Origin of the sequence: Pseudomonas sp. B35(2017) (assembly GCF_002113645.1) — a bacterium.
Classification (GTDB): domain Bacteria; phylum Pseudomonadota; class Gammaproteobacteria; order Pseudomonadales; family Pseudomonadaceae; genus Aquipseudomonas; species Aquipseudomonas ekonensis.
Genome location: NZ_NEIZ01000002.1, coordinates 171,306 through 186,627 on the forward strand (window position 1 = coordinate 171,306; position 15,322 = coordinate 186,627).

General features: G+C 64.8%; 15 protein-coding genes. 7 read left to right on the top strand and 8 right to left on the bottom strand.

From position 1 onward, the window contains the following. Positions 1–164: 164 nt before the first annotated feature. The 4 genes from CAG41_RS04375 to CAG41_RS04390 form a co-directional block, all read right to left on the bottom strand. Entirely contained in the window at positions 165–2,216 is a 2,052-nt protein-coding gene (locus CAG41_RS04375) for a bifunctional diguanylate cyclase/phosphodiesterase (RefSeq protein ID WP_085580305.1), read from the bottom strand. A 348-nt stretch (positions 2,217–2,564) separates the two neighbouring features. Continuing rightward, on the bottom strand, positions 2,565–3,161 hold the full coding sequence (locus CAG41_RS04380; protein ID WP_008022038.1) for a superoxide dismutase: 597 nt from the start codon (positions 3,159–3,161) through the stop codon (positions 2,565–2,567). A 176-nt stretch (positions 3,162–3,337) separates the two neighbouring features. After that, positions 3,338–3,940, bottom strand: a complete 603-nt coding sequence (locus CAG41_RS04385; RefSeq protein ID WP_085580307.1) for a LysE/ArgO family amino acid transporter — start codon at positions 3,938–3,940, stop codon at positions 3,338–3,340. A 6-nt stretch (positions 3,941–3,946) separates the two neighbouring features. Next, on the bottom strand, positions 3,947–4,348 hold the full coding sequence (locus tag CAG41_RS04390) for an ACT domain-containing protein (protein WP_085580309.1): 402 nt from the start codon (positions 4,346–4,348) through the stop codon (positions 3,947–3,949). Positions 4,349–4,444: 96 nt separating this feature from the next. On the opposite strand from CAG41_RS04390, the gene CAG41_RS04395 reads away from it, so the two are divergent. From CAG41_RS04395 to CAG41_RS04410, 4 genes are all read left to right on the top strand, one after another. Continuing rightward, positions 4,445–5,338, top strand: a complete 894-nt coding sequence (locus CAG41_RS04395; protein WP_085580311.1) for a LysR family transcriptional regulator ArgP — start codon at positions 4,445–4,447, stop codon at positions 5,336–5,338. A 54-nt stretch (positions 5,339–5,392) separates the two neighbouring features. Beyond that, positions 5,393–6,385: an NAD(P)-dependent oxidoreductase gene (locus CAG41_RS04400; protein ID WP_085580313.1), complete on the top strand. Its 993-nt coding sequence runs from the start codon at positions 5,393–5,395 to the stop codon at positions 6,383–6,385. 110 nt (positions 6,386–6,495) lie between these two features. Further along, the gene (locus tag CAG41_RS04405; protein ID WP_170930263.1) at positions 6,496–7,374 is read left to right on the top strand and encodes an ATPase; all 879 of its coding nucleotides are present in this window, start codon (positions 6,496–6,498) and stop codon (positions 7,372–7,374) included. 136 nt (positions 7,375–7,510) lie between these two features. Then, positions 7,511–8,356, top strand: a complete 846-nt coding sequence (locus tag CAG41_RS04410) for a cache domain-containing protein (protein ID WP_085580315.1) — start codon at positions 7,511–7,513, stop codon at positions 8,354–8,356. 135 nt (positions 8,357–8,491) lie between these two features. Here the strand turns inward: CAG41_RS04410 and CAG41_RS04415 are convergent, their stop codons facing one another. Both CAG41_RS04415 and pobA read right to left on the bottom strand, forming a co-directional pair. Then, complete coding sequence (locus CAG41_RS04415) at positions 8,492–10,009, bottom strand: MDR family MFS transporter (RefSeq protein ID WP_085580317.1); 1,518 nt, start codon at positions 10,007–10,009, stop codon at positions 8,492–8,494. A gap of 79 nt (positions 10,010–10,088) precedes the next feature. Then, positions 10,089–11,282, bottom strand: a complete 1,194-nt coding sequence (pobA, locus tag CAG41_RS04420; RefSeq protein WP_085580319.1) for a 4-hydroxybenzoate 3-monooxygenase — start codon at positions 11,280–11,282, stop codon at positions 10,089–10,091. Positions 11,283–11,460: 178 nt separating this feature from the next. Between pobA and CAG41_RS04425 the strand changes: the two genes are divergently transcribed. Next, positions 11,461–12,345 (top strand): helix-turn-helix domain-containing protein, encoded by an 885-nt coding sequence (locus CAG41_RS04425; protein ID WP_085580321.1) that lies wholly within the window; start codon positions 11,461–11,463, stop codon positions 12,343–12,345. A 36-nt stretch (positions 12,346–12,381) separates the two neighbouring features. Here CAG41_RS04425 and CAG41_RS28545 read toward each other — a convergent pair whose 3' ends face one another. Together CAG41_RS28545 and CAG41_RS04430 are read right to left on the bottom strand one after the other, a co-directional pair. Further along, on the bottom strand, positions 12,382–12,558 hold the full coding sequence (locus CAG41_RS28545) for a hypothetical protein (RefSeq protein ID WP_167360513.1): 177 nt from the start codon (positions 12,556–12,558) through the stop codon (positions 12,382–12,384). Positions 12,559–12,707: 149 nt separating this feature from the next. Then, positions 12,708–13,613: a LysR family transcriptional regulator gene (locus CAG41_RS04430; RefSeq protein ID WP_085629491.1), complete on the bottom strand. Its 906-nt coding sequence runs from the start codon at positions 13,611–13,613 to the stop codon at positions 12,708–12,710. Between the two features lie 114 nt (positions 13,614–13,727). Between CAG41_RS04430 and CAG41_RS04435 the strand changes: the two genes are divergently transcribed. Both CAG41_RS04435 and CAG41_RS04440 read left to right on the top strand, forming a co-directional pair. Beyond that, complete coding sequence (locus CAG41_RS04435; RefSeq protein WP_085693902.1) at positions 13,728–14,606, top strand: MBL fold metallo-hydrolase; 879 nt, start codon at positions 13,728–13,730, stop codon at positions 14,604–14,606. 46 nt (positions 14,607–14,652) lie between these two features. Beyond that, positions 14,653–15,267 (top strand): NAD(P)-dependent oxidoreductase, encoded by a 615-nt coding sequence (locus tag CAG41_RS04440; RefSeq protein WP_085636566.1) that lies wholly within the window; start codon positions 14,653–14,655, stop codon positions 15,265–15,267. Positions 15,268–15,322: the final 55 nt, after the last annotated feature.

A 15,322-nucleotide genomic window follows, 5' to 3' on the forward strand; every position in this document is an offset into this window, starting at 1 on the left:
CTTCGGTGATTGAGTGGACTGGCGCGGAGCACGCGCAAAACTGCGACATAATGCAAATCTTTCGCATTATGTGTAAAGGGCCGTGACTGGAAATATTTCTTGTTTGCGTAGGGTTTTCGCGGGTTTGGTCGCTGGGGGCGGCACGGCCGCCTCGGCGCCGGGTTTCAGAGGATGGCCGCGTTGCTGCGCTGGGCTTGCTTGAGGTAGACGCCCAGTTCCCGGGCCGGCAGCGGCTTGCTGTAGTGGTAGCCCTGGCCTTCGTGGCAGCCCTCGGAAATGATGTAGGTCTCCTGCTCGGCGGTCTCCACGCCCTCGGCGATCACCTGCATGCCCAGGCTTTTGCCCAGCTGGATGATGGCGCGCACGATGGTCGCGTCATCGTCGTCGTCCAGCAGGTCCTGCACGAAGCTCTTGTCGATCTTGATCTTGTCCAGCGGCAGGCTCTTGAGATAGCTCAGCGAGGAGTAGCCGGTGCCGAAGTCGTCGATGGCGATCAGCGCCCCGGAGCGGCGCAGGCTCAGCAGGTGCTGGGCGGCGGTGCTGATGTCTTCCATCAGGCCGGTCTCGGTGACTTCCAGCTCCAGGCTGCGCGGCGGCAGGCGGTAGATCTGCAGCAGGTTGTTGACCACCCGCGGCAGCTCGGCGTGGTGCAGTTGCACGGTGGACAGGTTGACCGCCATGCGCAGGTCGGCGAAGCCCTGGTCATGCCATTCGCGCAGCTGCTTGCAGGCCTGGTCCAGCACCCATTCGCCGATGGCGATGATGGTGCCGTTCTGCTCGGCCAGCGGAATGAACAGGTCCGGCGGCACCAGCCCGTGTTCGGGGTGCTGCCAGCGGATCAGCGCTTCGACGCCGACCACCCGGTGGTCGCGGTAGCTGATCTGCGGCTGGTAGACGAGGTGGAACTGGCCGCGCAGCAAGGCGTCGCGCAGGTCCTTTTCCAGTTCGCGGCGCCGGCGCATTTCGCTGTCGACGCTGGCGATGTAGAACTGATAGCGGTTGCGCGAGCGGGTCTTGGCCAGGGTCATGGTCTGCTCGGCTTTCTGCAGCAGCTTCTCGGTGCTGTCGCCGTCCTCGGGGAACAGGGTGATGCCGATGGTCGCCCGCAGGCGGATTTCCTGATGGTCGAGGGCGAACGGCGCTTCGAGGTCGTCGAGGATGCTTTGCGCCAGCTCCGCCGCCTCATAGGGCTGCTCGATGTCGGCCTGCACCAGGGCGAACTGGTCGCCGCCCAGGCGGGCGAGGGCGCCGAGGCGTCCGCTGTGGCCGCGCAGGCGGTCGGCCAGGGCCAGCAGCAACTGGTCGCCGGTCTGGTAGCTGAACTGCTCGTTGATGCCCTTGAAGTCGTCCAGGCCTACGCACAGCACCGCGACCCGGCGCTGCAGCTTGCCGGCGTCTACGAGGATCTTGTCCAGTTGCTGCTGCAGTTGCTGGCGGTTCGGCAGGCCGGTGAGGAAGTCGTACTGGGCCATGCGCAACAGGCTGTTTTCCGCTTCGTGGCGCAGGTGGGTGTTGCGTTCGATGGATTCGAGCAACTGGTTGGCGGTGTTGATCCAGATGCCCAGTTCGTTCTTCTCGTGGCCCTTGAGCTGCGGGATCTTGTGTTCGCTGGGGCGGTCGGGGTTGATTTCGGTCAGGTGCTCGATGATCCGCGACAGCGGCTTGGTCAGCAGCCAGTGATAGACCAGGTACAGCACCAGGCCCATGGCGAGGGCGCGCAGCACGCCGGAAATGAAGATGATCACCGAACTGACGATGAAGCCCTGGCCGTAGGTGGCGGTGTCGAGGGTGATGCTCAGGTCGCCGTAGTACTCGCTGTAGGGCCCGCGTCCCACCAGTTGGGTGGTGAACGTGCGTTCCTGGCCGAGGATCAGGTCGGTCAGCCAGCGGCTGTTGGACTGCTGCAGCTCCCGGGACTTCTGCGCGAGCATGGCTTCGTTGGGATGGCCGATGGACGCCTGACGCACGGCATCGTCCTGGAACAGGCCTTCGATCACCTGCATGCCCATCTCCTTGTCCAGGCTGTAGACCGCCTGGGTGGAAGGATCGCGGAACATGTCGAGGATGCGCTCGGCATCGCCGGCGACGGCCTGGCGTGTCTTATAGGCATCGAAGACGATCTGCGCGCAGCTCAAGACCACGCCGACGATCAATGCCGACAGAAGCACGACCCGGAGCAACTTCACCGACAAGCTGTTCTTGAGTTCCAGCTTCAAAGGGTTATTCCTTGTTCCGTGCGGGTAGCGTCAAGTTGCCATGAGTATTGGCAATCCGTTGTTGGCAGTCAAAGGGACAATCGGGCCGCGGGACATTTGTCCGTGGGCTTGGCCGGAATGCTGCCGGCTGGAGTCTTTGCCCTAGTGACACTGTGTCGGTTGGTACGACCTCCAACTTGAGGAACGGCGGTACAAATTTTCCTCTGTCTGATGTTAGTCCTCCGTGGCTTCGGGGCAAGGGGGCAGGGGCGGGTTTCATGGCGGGAAACGGCACCGGCTGTGACGCAGTGCCCGTTGCAGGCATAAAAAAACCCGGCGTGGCCGGGTTCTTTCTGTCTGGCGTGCAGCTTAAGCGGTGAAGGTCTTGCCTTCGAACTGCTCGGCCACGAACTTCCAGTTGACCAGGTTCCAGAACGCCTCGACGTACTTGGGACGCAGGTTGCGGTAGTCGATGTAGTAGGCGTGTTCCCAGACGTCGCAGGTCAGCAGCGGGGTGTCGCCGTTGGTCAGCGGGTTGCCGGCGCCGATGGTGCTGGCCAGGGCCAGGGAACCGTCAGCCTTCTTCACCAGCCAGCCCCAGCCGGAGCCGAAGGTGCCGATCGAGGTCTTGCTGAACTCTTCCTTGAACTTGTCGAACGAACCGAAAGCGGCGTTGATCGCTTCGGCCAGTGCGCCGGTCGGTTGACCGCCGGCGTTTGGTGCCAGGCAGTTCCAGTAGAAGGTGTGGTTCCAGACCTGGGCTGCGTTGTTGAAGATGCCGCCCGAGGAAGTCTTGACGATCTCTTCCAGGGTCTTGCCTTCGAACTCGGTGCCTGGCACCAGGTTGTTCAGGTTCACGACGTAGGTGTTGTGGTGCTTGTCGTGGTGGAACTCCAGGGTTTCCTTGGAAATGTGCGGCTGCAGGGCATCGTGGGCGTAAGGCAGCGGCGGCAATTCGAAAGCCATGATGATTCTCCTAATCAGGTCTGTTGCGGTGAGCGCAAGGCCGATCACGGGCGGCCGGAAATGCACCGGCGAGTTTTTACTCTTTGCGGCGCAGGGTTCGGATCATAGCACCGGGGGTGCGGCTTAACCACGCAACAACTGTGTGGGATAGAGGTTCCAGAGCCTTTCGCTATAAATCACGAAGCCAGGATCAGTTGTCCCGCCACCGCGAACATCATGACCGCCACCGTCAGGTCGAGGATCCGCCAGGTGCCGGGCCGCGCCAGCCACGGCGCCAGCCATGCCGCACCCAGCGCCAGGGCGAAGAACCACAGCAGCGAAGCGCTGGCGGCGCCGACCACGTAAGCGCCCGGCACCGATTGCTGGGCGCCGAGGGAGCCGATCAGCAGCACCGTGTCCAAGTAGACGTGGGGGTTGAGCAGCGTCACCGCCAGCGCGCTGAGCATCACCGCCCGCAGCGAACGCACGGTCTGGTTCTCGCCCTGTTGCAGGCTCTGTTTCGAACAGGCCCGGCGCAGCGCCTGGCTGCCGTACCAGATCAGGAAGGTCGCGCCGCCCCAGCGGGCGACGGCGAGCAGCGTCGGGTTCTGCGCCAGGATCGTGGCCAGGCCGAACACGCCGGCGGCCACCAGGATGGCATCGCAGGCCACGCACAGCGCCGCCACCGGCAGGTGATGCTCACGCCGCAAGCTCTGGGCGAGCACGAAGGCGTTCTGGGTGCCGATCGCCATGATCAGGCCGAAGGCCACCAGCAGGCCGTTCACATAGCTTTGCCACATATCGGGTCACTCCGCGTTGGCTGCGAGGTCGCGCAGGGTCTGCATGGCGCGCTCGGCGTCGGCCTGGCCGACGAACAAATGGTCGTGGTAATAGCCGGCGATCACGTTGCAGCTGATGCCGGCCTTGCCCAGCGCCGTGGCGAAGGCGGCGGTGAGGCCGACGGCTTCGAGCGCCGAGTGCACGTTGAGGGTGATCCACGCGGCGACGTAGTCGAAGCTCAAACCGGCCCGCACCGCGTGGGAACGTTCCAGGATCACCGTCAGGCCTTCCTGCTCGCGGAAACTGCCGACGATCTCCAGGCCGCTGGGCAAGCGGCCGTCACGCAGGGTGCAGAACACGTATTCGCCGGGGTTGAGCTGCGGGCTCATGCTGCGCAGCAGGGTGGTCAACGAGGTTTCGCCCGCCATGGAAAGGATCCTTGATAAAGAGTGCTTGCTGGCTATTCTCCCGGCTGACGCTGTATAAGAAAAACCAATAGTGCTGATCGCTCATTAGGAAAACTGATGTTCGACTACAAATTGCTTTCTGCGTTGGCGGCGGTGGTGGAACAGGCCGGATTCGAACGGGCGGCCCAGGTGCTGGGCCTGTCCCAGTCGGCGATTTCCCAGCGGATCAAACTGCTGGAGGCCCGGGTCGGGCAGCCGGTGCTGGTGCGCGGCACGCCGCCCTCGCCGACGGAGATCGGCCGGCGCCTGCTCAACCATGTGCAGCAGGTGCGTTTGCTGGAGCGCGACCTGCAGAGCCTGGTGCCGGCGCTGGACGAAGAAGGCCTGCCGGAACGCCTGCGCATCGCTCTGAACGCCGACAGCCTGGCCACCTGGTGGGCCGAGGCGGTCGGCGACTTCTGCGCCGAGCAGCATCTGTTGCTGGACCTGGTGGTGGAGGACCAGACCGTTGGCCTCAAGCGCATGCGCGCCGGGGAAGTGGCGGCCTGCGTGTGCGCCAGCGAACGGCCCGTGGCGGGCGCCCGCAGTGTGCTGCTCGGTGCGATGCGCTACCGTGCGCTGGCCAGCCCGGCGTTCATCGAGCGCCACTTCCCGGACGGCGTGCGCGCCGAGCAATTGCCGCGCACCCCGGCGCTGGTGTTCGGCCCGGACGATTTCCTGCAGCACCGTTACCTCGCGTCCCTCGGCGTGGACGGCGGTTTCGAGCATCATTTGTGTCCCTCGTCCGAAGGCTTCATCCGCCTGACCGAGGCGGGCCTGGGCTGGGGGCTGGTGCCGGAACTGCAAGTACGCGAGCAACTGGAGCGCGGCACATTGCGCGAACTGTTGCCGGATAAACCGATCGATGTGCCGTTGTACTGGCATCATTGGCGCAACGGCGGCCAACTGCTCGGGCTTCTGACCGACCAACTGGTGCGCTCGTCGCCCAAATGGCTGGTGCCGTCGGGCTGACGGGCAGCGTCAAGACACACGAATCAGGCAAAACGAAAGACAGCGGAGCTCTACATGAAAATTCTGGTCACCGGCGCAAGCGGCTTCATCGGCGGGCGCTTTGCGCGGTTCGCCCTGGAGCAGGGCCTGGACGTGCGGGTCAACGGCCGCCGGGCCGAAGGCGTCGAGCATCTGGTGCGCCGGGGCGCCGAATTCGTCCAGGGCGACCTGAACGATCCTGAACTGGTGCGCGAACTGTGCGCCGACGTCGAAGCCGTGGTGCATTGCGCAGGCTCTGTCGGACTGTGGGGGCGCTACCAGGATTTCCACCAGGGCAACGTGCAGGTCACCGAAAACGTGGTCGAGGCCTGTCTCAAGCAGCGGGTGCGGCGCCTGGTGCACCTGTCCTCGCCATCGATCTATTTCGACGGCCGCGACCATCTCGGGCTGACCGAAGAGCAAGTGCCCAAACGCTTGCGGCACCCCTATGCCGCGACCAAGTTCCTGGCCGAGCAGAAAGTGTTCGGCGCCCAGGAATTCGGCCTCGAAACCATCGCCCTGCGCCCGCGCTTCGTGACCGGCGCCGGCGACATGAGCATCTTTCCACGTCTGTTGAACATGCAGCGCAAGGGCCGCCTGGCGATCATCGGCAACGGCCTGAACAAGGTCGACTTCACCAGTGTGCAGAACCTCAACGAAGCCCTGCTCAGCAGCCTGCTGGCCGCCGGCTCCGCGCTGGGCAAGGCCTACAACATCAGCAACGGCACGCCCGTGCCGCTGTGGGACGTGGTCAATTACGTGATGCGCAAGATGGAAGTCCCGCAGGTCACCAAGTACCGTTCCTACGGCCTGGCCTACAGCGTGGCGGCGCTCAACGAGGGCGTCTGCAAGCTGTGGCCGGGGCGCCCGGAGCCCACGCTGTCGCGCCTGGGCATGCAGGTGATGAACAAAAATTTCACCCTCGACATCAGCCGCGCCCGGCATTATCTGGACTACGATCCGAAAGTCAGCCTGTGGACCGCCCTCGATGAGTTCTGCACCTGGTGGAAGGCCCAGGACATCCGCTGACGTCACGGGCGGCACTGAACCGCGCCGCGGGTTGAGGGTCAATCCCTGCGGCTGCGGGGGTTATACTGCGCAGCAATCTGCTATTACCGCGTTTCACAAAGGTTGCCTCAATGTCCATGCGTAACGATGTCCACGACGACGATTTCGACGATGTGCCGAGCCTGCGCGCCGACACCCTCGATGACGACGACTTTCCGGCCACTGCCCGCACCTCCGTGCATTCGCGCTCGCCGCAGGCGGTCAAGGTCAAGGCCGCCAGCACCGGCCCGCTGTGGGCGCTGGTCGGCGCGCTGTTTTTCGCTTTCATCGGCCTGGCCTGGTGGAGCTTCCAGCAGATTTCGCTGATGGAGCAGCAACTGGTGGCCACCCAGGAAAGCTTCGCCCGCATCAGCGAGGAAGCGGCGGGACGCCTGCAGGACATTTCCGGCAAGGTCGTCGCCAGCCAGACTAACGTCACCACCGACAGCGAAGCCCTGAAGCTGCAGATCAAGCAACTTGAAAACCGGCTGCAGGATCAGGGCCGTCAGCAGCAGGGCGTGGCCGGCCAGGCCACAGACCTGGACAAGCGCCTGGCGCAGATCAGCGCCCAGGCAACCGAGCAGCAGAACGCCAATGCCCAATTGCAGGCCCAGGTCAAAGCCTTGGGCAGCGAGTTGGCCGCAGTCAAGAGCGCACCGGCCGACACCGGCAGGGTCGATGCCCAGCTAAAAGGCCTCGATGCCCAGATCAAGGGGTTCGACGCCCAGTTCAAGAGCCTCGGCGCCGACATCACGGCCCTGAAGAAGCAGGGCAACCCGAGCGCGGCCATCGACCGTCTGGAGCAGGATATCGTCGTGCTCAAGAGCCAGCAGGACAACCGTCCGGCCGGCGGGCAGGGTGGCGGCAACACCGCCGAGTTCGACGCCTTCCGCGGGCAGATGACCCGCAACCTCAACACCCTTCAGGCGCAGATCCAGAACCTGCAGCAGCAGATCAACGCCCGGCCCTGACAGGCGCTTCTTTGTGGCGAGGGAGGTCGTTCCCTCGCCACTAGCATCCCGCAACATCCAGAACGATTGTGAATGTCCGTGCATGGGCCCAACCCGTCTACGCTCTTGAAACACCAACAAGAACGGGGGACGCGTCATGGGGATACTGCACAGGCTGGCCTGGTTCGGCGCGGTGCTGCTGTTGGGCGTCGGTCAGGCCGGCGCCGCCGCGCCGAAGGATGACGGCCAGGCTGCGAAGGCCTTGCTGGAAAAGGCCCTGGCCTATTACCACGACCACGGGGACAAGGCGTTTGCGGCCTTCAGCCGTCAAGGCGAGTTCGTCGACAAGGACCGTTACGTGTTCGTGGTCGACACCCAGGGCGTAATGCTCGCCAGCGGCGGTCCGTCGTCGGCGCTGATCGGCCGGGACGTGTCCGAAGTGCTGGGCCCGGATCTGCAGAAGGCCTTCAAGGACGCTTTGAAAGTACCGGAGGCCAATGGCATCCAGCAGGCCGAGTACCGCTGGCAGAACTGGAGCGACGGCAAGGTCGAGCGCAAGCATGTGTTCTATCAGCGCATCGGCCAAAGGATCCTGGCGGTCGGCTATTACCTGCCCAGGGCTTCGGCGCAGCAAGCCCAGGCCCTGCTCGACAAGGCCGCCACGGACCTTGCGCAGAACGAGAAGGGCACGCTGACGGCGATCAATTCGCTCAAGGGCGGCTACCTGCAGGATGACCTGTACGTGTTCGTGGTCAACCTGGACAACCGACGCTATGTCGCCCACGGCACCAACCTGCGGTTGATCAACACCGACTTCGCCAAGGTCAAGGATCCGGAAGGCAAACCGGTGGGCGAACCGATCCTGGCCCTGATCGGCAAGCAGGACGAAGGCGAATACGAATACCGCTGGAAGAACCCGGTGACCGGCAAGGTCGAGGACAAGCACGCTTACCTTAAGAAGGTCGGGCCGTATCTGGTGGCGGTGGGTTACTACAGCCCTTGAGCGGGTGGCCGCGGCGCCCCCACTGACGCTATCGCCAGCAGGCTGGCTCCCTCAGGGATCGGCGGCGCCGAGGAATCTGTGGGAGCCAGCCTGCTGGCGATGACGTCAGTCAAGTCACCGCAGGTCAGGCGGATCTCAGCGGGCGCCATGCTCCCGCCCGCGCAGCAACCGGTTGGGCATGGCCAGCGCCGCCGCCAGCCCCAGCAGCGAAACCCCGGCGCTGACCGTCAGCAAGTGCCGGAACGTCACCAGCAGTTCGGCCCGCAGCGCATCCTGGGCGGCGCCGGGCGCTGCGTTCAGGCCGTCGAGCAGCGCATTGCCGGACTGCCCTTCGCCGATCAGCGAACCGCCGGCCAGGTGAGCGAAGCTGGAGTCCTGCAGCAGCGCCAGCAGCAACGCCGACATTAGCGCCACCCCCACCGCGCCGCCCAGGGAACGGAACAGGTTGGTGGTGCTGGTGGCGACGCCGATGTCCTTTTGCTCCACCGAGTTCTGCGTGCCCACCAGCGAGGTCGGGAACTGCATGCCGCCGGCGATGCCGCTGAGCAGCATGAACAGGCCGCTCAGCAGGGCGTCGGCCGGCGGGGTGAAGGCCATGCCGAGGATGGAGACCGGCATCAGCAGGGCGCCGGCCAGGATCTGCGGTTTGTAGCGCCCGGTCACCGAGGTGCGGCGGCCGGCGAAGTACGCACCGACGGGCAACCCCATCGCCAGCGGCAGCAGGTGCAGCGCCGCGCTGTCGGCGCCGGCGCCAGTGACGCTCTGAAAGCGCAGCGGCATCAGCACGATCAGGGAAATCGCCTGGAAGCTGCAGAAGAAGATCGTGCACCAGCACAGCAGGGCGCTGCGGTTGGCGAACAGGTGCATCGGCAGCAGGGGCTCACGGGCGCGGCGCTCATGCCAAGCGAACACCGCCAGCACCGCCACGGCGCCGGCGAACAGGCCGAGGACTTCGCGGCTGTGCCACAGGTGCCCCTGACCGACCTGGGTGATGGCCAGCAGCAGGGCGGTCAGGCCGACGATCATCAGCAGCGTGCCCAGGTAATCGATGACCGGTTTGCGCTGCGGCACCGGCAGCCCCCGCAGGTTGCGTCGGGCCACCCACCAGGCGCCGAGCCCCAGCGGCAGGTTGATCAGGAACACCCAGCGCCATGACAGGTATTCGGTCATGTAGCCGCCGAGCACGGGGCCGGCCACGCTGGCCACCGCGTACATGCTGCTGAAGTAGCCCTGATAGCGCCCGCGCTCCCGGGGCGGCACGATGTCGCCGATGATCGCTTGGCTTACCGAGATCATCCCGCCGGCGCCGATGCCTTGGAAGATCCGCGCCAGCACCAGTTGCTCCATGCTCTGGGCCATGGCGCAAAACAGCGAGGCCAGGGTGAACAGGCCCATGCCGAACAGCATCAGTTTGCGTCGCCCGTACAGGTCGCCGAGCTTGCCGTAGATCGGCACCGCCACGGTCATCGCCACCATGTAGCCGGAGATCACCCAGGCGAGCAGGCTCACGTCCTTGAACTGCGCAGAGATGGCCGGCATCGACACGGCGACGATGGTCTGATCCAGCGCGCCGAGGAAGATCGCCATCATCAGCGCGACCAGCACGCTGCGGATGGCCGGTTTAGGCGTTTCGGGATGATTGAGGTTGGTCACGGGCGAAACCTGCGGGCAGTGAGGATCCCGCAGGCCGTGAAGCGAGCGGGGATGTTCGCCAGTGTAAGTCGGTAGGAAGCTATTCGATAGCCTCATAAGGAAGTCCGACGTAATTTTCTGCAATGGTTTTTCGGCCCGCTTCCGAGCTGACGAAGTAGTCCAGTTCCGACGCGCTGATGCGCTGGCTGAACGCATCGTGTTCGTCGAAGCGGTGCAGCATCGAGGTCATCCACCAAGAGAAACGCTCAGCCTTCCAGACCCGGCGCAGGCAGATGGCCGAGTACTTCTCCAGCAGGTCGGTGCGCTGCTCGCGGTAGACCTTCAGCAAAATGTCGAACAGGGTGCTGACGTCGCTGGCCGCCAGGTTCAGGCCCTTGGCCCCGGTCGGCGGCACGATGTGCGCGGCGTCGCCGACCAGGAACATCCGGCCGTACTGCATCGGTTCGACCACGAAGCTGCGCAGCGGCGCGATGCTTTTCTCCAGGGACGGGCCGGTCACCAGCTTCTGCGCAAGCGCCTGGGGCAGCCGGGTTTTCAGTTCCTCCCAGAAGCGTCGGTCCGACCAGTCCTCGACGCGTTCTTCGGCCGGCACCTGCAGGTAATAGCGGGTGCGGGTGGCCGAGCGCATGCTGCACAGGGCGAAGCCGCGTTCGTGGCGGGCGTAGATCAGTTCGTCGTGCACCGGCGGGGTATCGGCCAGGATCCCCAGCCAGCCGAATGGGTAGACCCGCTCGAAGACCTTCAGGCATTCGGCGGGAATCGACTGCCGGGCTACGCCATGGTAGCCGTCGCAACCGGCGATGTAATCGCAGTCGACGCGCCAGGTTTCGCCGTCCTTTTCGAAGGTCACGAAAGGCGTGTCGCTTTTCATGCCGCCGGGAGCGACATGGGCGGCCCCGTAGATCGTCTGGCCGCCGGTCTCCCGACGAGCGGCCATGAGGTCGCGGGTGACCTCGGTCTGGCCGTAGACCGTCACGGTCTTGCCGCCGGTCAGGGCCTTCAGGTCGATGTGCACGCGGCGTCCGTCCAGGGCCAGTTCGAAGCCGTCGTGCACCAGGCCTTCGGCGTCCATCCGCTGGCCCACCCCGGCCCGGCGCAACAGCTCTGCCATGCCTTGTTCAAGCACGCCGGCGCGGATTCGGCCGAGCACGTAATCGGGTGTCTGGCGTTCGAGGATCAGGGTGTCGATGCCGGCGTTGTGCAGCAACTGGCCGAGCAGCAGACCGGAGGGGCCGGCGCCGATGATGGCGACCTGGGTTTTGCGCGTCTTCATTGTTTTTGTCGCTCGCAAGCTTCACGCGGCCTGGGCCGGTGAGTGATTTTTATGGTTCGGGCGCTTGCATTTTTCCCTTGCGGGTCTGTCAATTGAAGGTGAAAACTGAGCCGATGCCTGTACATTCTGCCAATCGGTGCGATTATCGCCCGCAACCTTCGAGGCCTGGATTGAAGTGATGAACAAGCCTGACCTGCCTTCGATTCCGGTGTTCAAGCTCTACGGTGAAAGCCTGGACTGGCCGACCCCCGACTTGCTGCACTGCGAAACCATTTCCAAACGCAGCCGCGAACACCAATGGGAAATCAAACCCCACCGCCACGCCGATCTGTGCCAGTTGCTCTTCGTATTCAAAGGTCAGGCAGAGCTTGAAATCGAAGGTCAGCGCACGCAACTCAACGAAGCCGCGATCCAGATCCTGCCGCCCCTGTCGGTGCACGGCTTTCGCTTTTCCGAGGACGTCGAAGGGTTCGTCGTCACGTTGGCCAAACCGCTGATCAACCATTTGCAGGCGCAACTGGGCAACTCGGTGCAGGCCCTGGCCCAGGCCGACAGCTACCCGGCTGGGCAGGACGCGGACTACCTCAACAGCCTGTTCGCCGCGTTGCAGGCCGAATACAACGGCCATGAGCCGGCGCGGGAAATGCTCATGCATTCGCTCGCCAGCGTGATCATGGTCTGGGTCAGCCGTCAGGCGATCCGGCGCCACACCGCCACGCAACGTCCGCAACGCCAGCGTGAATACCTCAACGGGTTCATTCAGTTGGTGGAGGAGACGTACCGCCAGCACGTCAAGGTCGAAGACCTGGCCCATCGCCTGGGCATTTCGGTGTCGCACCTCAACGGCACCTGCCGCGAGCTGGCGGGGCAGCCGGCGCTGCAGATCATGCACGAGCGGCAATTGCTGGAGGCCAAGCGCCTGCTGACCTACACCAGCATGACCATCTATGAGATGTCCGACTTGTTGGGGTTTTCCGACCCGACCAACTTCACGCGCCTGTTCCGGCGTCGGGTGGGGATTTCGCCGAAGGCTTTCCGCGACCGCCTGAAATCCGAACCGTAAACCTGTGCAGGCTGGCTCCTACAAAGGGAGTCGGGCTCAGCGCAGCGCGTTGAGGGTGGCGTTGTGCGGAATGCAGCGCTCGAAGTTGCAGCTGGCGTAGTCCCGGGGCAGTTGCCGCAACTGCTCCACCCGCCAGGCCGCGGTGCCGTACAGCGCCAGCGTGGCCGCACAGGTGATGAAAATCGCGAGGTATCTTCGTGTCCTGGTGTTCATGGCGGTGACCTCTGAACGAATACCCGGGGGGTACTGTTTTCAGCATAGGTCAGCGGTGGTGAGTTGCCACTGCGTTGGAACGCCGCTGTCTGCGGCGCCTGGACGGACGCCATCGCCAGCAGGCTGGCTCCCGCAAGGACGGGCGGGGGTTACAGGCCTTCGTCCCAGGCGGGGTTCTCGGGAAAGCGCTGCACCAGGAAGTCCAGCATGCAGCGCAGCGCCGCCGGCATGTGCTTGCGCGAGGCGTAGACCGCGTAAATGTTCATCCGCCGCGGTTCGGCGTGGGGCAGCAGGCGCACCAGTTCGCCGCTGTGGATGTGCACCCCGGCCTGATAGGTCGGCAGCATCGCCACCCCGGCGCCGGCCAGGGTCGCCCGCAGCAGGGTGCTGGCCTCGTTGGCGCTGATGTTGCCCTGCACCGGCACCGACACCGGTTCGCCGTCCTCCTCGAAATGCCACAGGCTTTTGCCGAAGTAGGAATGGGTCAGGCAGTTGTGCCGGCTCAGTTCTTCCACCCGCTGCGGCCGCGGCCGGTCGTGCAGGTACGACGGCGCGGCGCAGACCACCGAACGGCACACGGTCAGGCGCCGGGCGATCAGGTTCGGGTCGAGGTCGTTGCTGGTGCGGATCGCCAGGTCGATGCGTTCGTCCACCAGGTTCACCGTGCGGTCGAGCATCTGCAGGTCGATGTTCACGCCCGGATAGCGCTTGACGAACGCCGCCATGGCATCGGCCAGCTGCGCCTGGCCGAACGAGGTGCTGACGCTGATGCGCAGCAGCCCGCGCGGGGCGTCGTCGGGCTCGCTGACGGCGGCCTGCATGTCGCTGGACAGTTCGAGCATCTGCCGGCAGCGCGGCAGGATTTCGTTGCCGGCGGCGGTCAGGCTCAACTTGCGTGTGGTGCGGTGCATCAGGCGTGCGCCGACCCAGTCCTCCAGTTCCGCCAGATACCGCGACACCACCGGCCGCGACAGCTCCAGGTGATCGGCCGCCGCCGACTGGCTGCCCAGATCCACCACCGTGACAAACACCCGCATTGCTTGGAGACGATCCATGATTTGCCCGCTTTCAGAAACAAACTATGTTCAAGCATCGCATTTTTTGTACCGACTCTGGCAACTAAGCTCTCTCCCATCGCCAAGCCTGGCATTTGAACAGCGGAGCAACCGATGATCGGCTTCACCACCCTCAAGCGTGTCCTACTCGCCACCGCCACCCTCGGCTTCGCCGCGCACGCCGCCGCAGCCAACCTGAGCCTCGACGTCTACAACCCCGGCACCCACGCCATTTTCCCGGTGACCTCGGTGCTGGTCAGCGGCGAGAAGGACGCGATCCTGGTCGATGCCCAGTTCGGCAAGTCCCAGGCCGAGCAAGTGGTGGAAAAGATCCGCGCCAGCGGCAAGCACCTGACCGCCATCTACATCAGCCACGGTGACCCGGACTACTACTTCGGCCTCGACACCCTGACCAAGGCCTTCCCGGACGCCAAGGTGCTGGCCTCGCAGCCGACCGTCGACCACATCAAGCAGACCGTGGACGGCAAGCTCGCGTTCTGGGGCCCGAAAATGGGCGACGATGTGCCGGCCAAGACCATCGTGCCGGGTGTGCTTGAAGGCGACAGCCTGATCCTCGAAGGGCAGAAGCTGCAAGTGGTCGGCCTGGAAGGCAAGCAGCCGGACCGCAGCTTCGTGTGGATCCCTTCGCTCAAGGCCGTGGTCGGCGGCGTGGTGGTGGCCGAGAACATCCATGTGTGGATGGCCGACACCCAGACCGCGCAATCCCACGCCGACTGGCTGGAGACCCTGCACTCGATCGAGACCCTGAAGCCGAAGACCGTGGTGCCGGGCCATTACCTGGGCGACAGCGGCCGCTCGCTGGCCTCGGTGCGGTTCACCGCCGACTACATCAAGGCTTTCGACGAAGAGACCGCCAAGGCCAAGGACTCCGCCGCCCTGATCGCCGCGATGAAGAAGCGCTACCCGAAACTGGGCGAGGAAAGCTCCCTGGAGCTGAGCGCCAAGGTCGCCAAGGGCGAAATGAAGTGGTGAGCCGTTCCTGAACTTAGCAACACTCTCAAGCCAACTGGAGAATGTCATGAGCAAGATCGCAATCATCGGAGCCACCGGCCGGGCCGGCAGCCAATTGCTGGAAGAGGCCCTGCGCCGCGGCCACAGCGTCACCGCCATCGCCCGGGACACGTCGAAGATCGGCGCCCGTGCCGGCGTGACGGCCAAGTCCCTCGACGTGCTGGACGCCGCTGCGCTGCAAGCGGCGGTGGCCGGCCACGACGCGGTGATCAGCGCCGCGCATTTCGCCACCGTGCCGGCCGCTGCCGTGACCGGTCCGGTCAAGCGGGCCGGAGTCAAGCGTCTGCTGGTGGTGGGCGGCGCCGGTTCGCTGCTGCTGCCGGACGGCACCCGGGTGATCGATAGCGCGGGTTTCCCGGCCGAGTACAAGGCCGAGGCCAGCGCCGGTGCCGCGTTCCTCGAAGCGTTGCGTCAGGAGAAAGAACTGGACTGGACGTTCCTGTCGCCGTCCGCGGAGTTCGTCGAAGGCGAGCGCAGCGGCACGTTTCGGGTGGGCAAGGACGATCTGCTGGTCAGCGCCGAAGGCCGCAGTTGGATCACCTTCGCCGACTACGCCATCGCCCTGATCGACGAGGTACAGACACCGAAGCATTCGCGCCAGCGTTTCACCGTCGGCTACTGATCCACCCCGCGTTGTGGGAGCCACTGTCCGGCTCCCGCTTCTGCGGTGCATTCAC